Consider the following 3,396-nt stretch of genomic DNA (forward strand, 5'->3'; position numbering starts at 1 on the left):
ATTACAAATGGTGGCATAAACTCACCAAATATTGTCGACTCGGCAGATATGCCAGTCTAGGTTTTTGCGAACTTATCACCATTATTTCAGAAAAAAATTACCTGCCGCCACGGTTTGTATATTCTTGAACATTCTGGGCCTTCCATTTGAGCAGGGGATGCCGGGTAATTTTTTCCTGCATGCTTCTATCTGCGGTTAACAGATCAGGAGCTATTTGTCCCAGCTCATTAATCTTTGCGAGAAATTCAATTTCCTTTTCACTTAGCGGCAATAAGGTGCGTAATGCCTGACGACATTCATCCACCAAGACACCTGTCCATTCCTGCAAGTTCATATCTTCTGCCAGAGCTTCTCTGAGAACCGGAACAAGCTGACTTTCAAATTCAGGGGTATCGAAATTGACATCATCCAGCGATACAGTACGCCAATCTTTTCTGTTCATAGCGCCATAGACTACGAATGCCAGGCGCAATTTTTGAATATCTAATTCATGTTGCCTGAGGAGCAGATGGACATCGAAAAGATCCCGACTGGCTTGTCGGCTCATCAGAGCAGCAAGTTTGCCGGCAGCCAGTTCCTGAATATCAAGAACCGGAACACCCTCTAACCGGGACGAACCGACCGATAGCCTGGAGCCCATCCTGACAGTAGAATATAACGGTTCCCTAAACATGAAATTCAAATCAACTTCAAGATTACCTCCCTGTCCGAGTCCACTTTCATACCGCAATAACCACTTTCCACCAGCATGCTCCGGTGGTTGACGGCGGACGGCAAAACCTTCCCTGCGGCAGACTGCCTGAACAGCTTCCTCAACCAGCGGTCGTTCCTGGAGCATTGTCTCCCGTTCAACCGAACCGATGTAATTCAAATCAATATCCACAGAGAGTCTCGGCACATCGAAATAAAACAGGTTCAATGCAGTGCCGCCCTTGAGCACAATCCGGTCACGTAGATAAGGGTGACTGAGAATGAAGACAAAAGGTGAAGCAGCTGAAAAACCTTTTCCAGGATCTCCGGCCGGAAACCCCTTTGCTGTGCCTCTCTGACCAGCAGTTCTCTGGAAAATCTCATAGCACCTCACTCCAACTTTTCTCAAGTATCATATCCGGCACTATCAGGTTCCACTTGCTTATGAACCGCCCCTTGAGGTGCTTATCCATATAATGGGGCTTTCTGGGTATCCTTGCCATCAGTGTTTTCAGATGTTTCTGGTCAACGAAGAATCTTTTGTCATTCTTCTCCAGGAAAAACCCTACCTTGGCAACTGTGGTCGCATTATTTAACAAAAGAGCGTATTCAACCACTTCATCAATATTATAGAATTCGACTGATTCCAACGAACGCCAGATTTCTTCCCATCCCCCGCCAAATTCCGGTCGATCAAGCAGGTCAACAAGTGTTCTCTCCAGACCGGTTACCTTCAGTTCCAGGCCGCTTCTCTCCATTGACCTGATCCCATATTCCAACTTTCCTTTTTTAAGCAAAGTCCCGGGAGGGCGAACTGCCTTAAACCTATAACTGCGAAAAGACATGGGCCGGATCGCGCGTTCCGTAAGAAACAGAAATTGATTGTACACCGAATAGCTTTTGGCGTGGATATCAAGAGCTGTATGGTATGCAAGGATGGCATCATCAGCCATTCTTGAAGCCAGCAGATAAGGGTCTACCGGAAAATCAACCGGGGTAATGCCTGCAGGTATAACAGCGTATAATCCCCGCTTTATACGAAGCAGTTGTCCTTTGTTCACATGATAAGCCAACAAATTATCACGTGTACTGACATTCCCCTTCTCTCCTCTGTTCAGATATTCAGTAAATTCTGAAGCAGTGAAAACCGGATGTTGTGCAAAAAAACTTTTTACGTCCATGTGTAATTTGATTATTTTGATCAAAACCACTAAATTCATTAGCTGTTTTGATCAAAATGTTCAAGTGGGTAAAAAAATCCACTTACTTGAAGAAAATAAGCAGAACCACTAAACAAATTAGTGGTTTTGATGAATTTCGTCAAGAAATTAATAACACGGTCTCCATGCATGAAAGTACATTTTGGAAGAAAAAAAATGACAAACCTCTTGCCAAGGGTTATGATCTAATCATAACAAATATCATTCGAGGCGTGATACGTGGTTCAAAAAAAAGAGGTTGTGGAAATCGGCCTCGAAACTCTCTTAGACCTTGACGGAGAAATCTTCGCGATAGACGAATGGTATTGGGTAAAATTCGAAGCTCGCCGGGTAGATCCGACCGAGCATATACCCCATGGCATTAGATATTCATTAACCCTCCACGACAAAAATAACAGGCGGATTATTGGCTATGACAATGCCCATGGGATCAAGAAACCAAGAAGAAAACGGTTCAGTGGCAAAAGGATCGTTTGGGATCACAAGCATGAAAACGAAAAGATTTCCTCGTATGAATTTGAAACTGCTTACAATCTCCTTCGTGATTTCTGGAACGATGTAGAAAATATTATTTCAGGGTGAACCTCATGGCAACTCGAGTCTTAAAAGTCGGCATCATCTCAAAAAAGAATTATATTAAAAGGACCTTAGCTATTGCCAAAGGTGACTACAAACCACGGAAAGACGAGCCCAAGGTATGGTTTGAGTCCGTCAAATCCATGTCGCAAGTCCTTAGCAATGAGAATCAAGAATTATTGCGCATAATAATCGACAACAAGCCAAATTCCATTACAGATCTGGAACGGATTACCCAGAGAAAGAAATCCAATCTTTCAAAAACGCTCAAGACGATGGAGAAATACGGGATCGTCAAACTGGTTAAAAAGGAAGGGAGGATAATCCCGCAGGTCCAGGCCACTGACTTCAAAGTGGAATTTGGACTCCATTACAGTTCACCAACTCGTCAGCTTTCCTTGTAATGGAGGGTCGAGGAACTAAGATTCGACTTTCTGCTCGTCCTCCGGTTACATATTAGGCAAATTCTATTCCTTGTCCTTTTCAGCTGCCAACTTGTGTCTTCCAGTTCACGAACATATCCAGAAAGCCTTCCATGAGTTACCAAAAACTTAAGCATTACTTCGAACTGTTGGAAAAGAACCACGTTCCGACCAACCTTTCTTAGAACTTCATTTCGCTGGTCATCTAGATCGGGATTCATTTTCACCATCACCTATCATATCCATCAATTCTTCTTGGGATTCAGGATCATTTAGCAGTTTCTCGGCAATAGCTTGGCACAATAACGATGTTAATCCGTCATGGTTGGCTGAAGCCACATCAACTGAGATTTCACCTTGATCGTCAATTTCAAGGATCAAAGCTGATTGGTTTTCTTTAAGTTCCATTTAATGCTTTGATATCTTAATCCCAATGTTCTTTGATGTAGCGATGCAATTCCTCTCCAACTAATTCAACAGTAGAAGCC

At 43.3% G+C, this 3,396-nt stretch carries 5 protein-coding genes; 2 read left to right on the top strand and 3 right to left on the bottom strand.

Annotation, left to right across the window (positions count from 1 at the left end; translation table 11 throughout):
• Positions 1-97: 97 nt before the first annotated feature.
• Together SCJ97_11530 and SCJ97_11535 are read right to left on the bottom strand one after the other, a co-directional pair.
• Positions 98-1,084, bottom strand: coding sequence for a nucleotidyl transferase AbiEii/AbiGii toxin family protein (locus tag SCJ97_11530; protein MDW7740661.1), 987 nt, complete (start codon positions 1,082-1,084; stop codon positions 98-100).
• On the bottom strand, positions 1,071-1,910 hold the full coding sequence (locus SCJ97_11535; protein ID MDW7740662.1) for a type IV toxin-antitoxin system AbiEi family antitoxin domain-containing protein: 840 nt from the start codon (positions 1,908-1,910) through the stop codon (positions 1,071-1,073). The genes SCJ97_11530 and SCJ97_11535 overlap by 14 nt, the downstream gene beginning before the upstream one ends.
• A 219-nt stretch (positions 1,911-2,129) precedes the next feature.
• Here SCJ97_11535 and SCJ97_11540 point away from each other — a divergent pair, with 219 nt between their 5' ends.
• Positions 2,130-2,492, top strand: coding sequence for a DUF6516 family protein (locus SCJ97_11540; GenBank protein ID MDW7740663.1), 363 nt, complete (start codon positions 2,130-2,132; stop codon positions 2,490-2,492).
• 173 nt (positions 2,493-2,665) lie between these two features.
• Positions 2,666-2,890, top strand: coding sequence for a hypothetical protein (locus SCJ97_11545; GenBank protein ID MDW7740664.1), 225 nt, complete (start codon positions 2,666-2,668; stop codon positions 2,888-2,890).
• Between the two features lie 219 nt (positions 2,891-3,109).
• Here SCJ97_11545 and SCJ97_11550 read toward each other — a convergent pair whose 3' ends face one another.
• Positions 3,110-3,316, bottom strand: a complete 207-nt coding sequence (locus SCJ97_11550) for a twitching motility protein (protein ID MDW7740665.1) — start codon at positions 3,314-3,316, stop codon at positions 3,110-3,112.
• Positions 3,317-3,396 lie beyond the last annotated feature (80 nt).

It is taken from the genome of Bacillota bacterium (assembly GCA_033549065.1).
Lineage (GTDB): Bacteria > Bacillota > Dethiobacteria > DTU022 > DTU022 > JAWSUE01.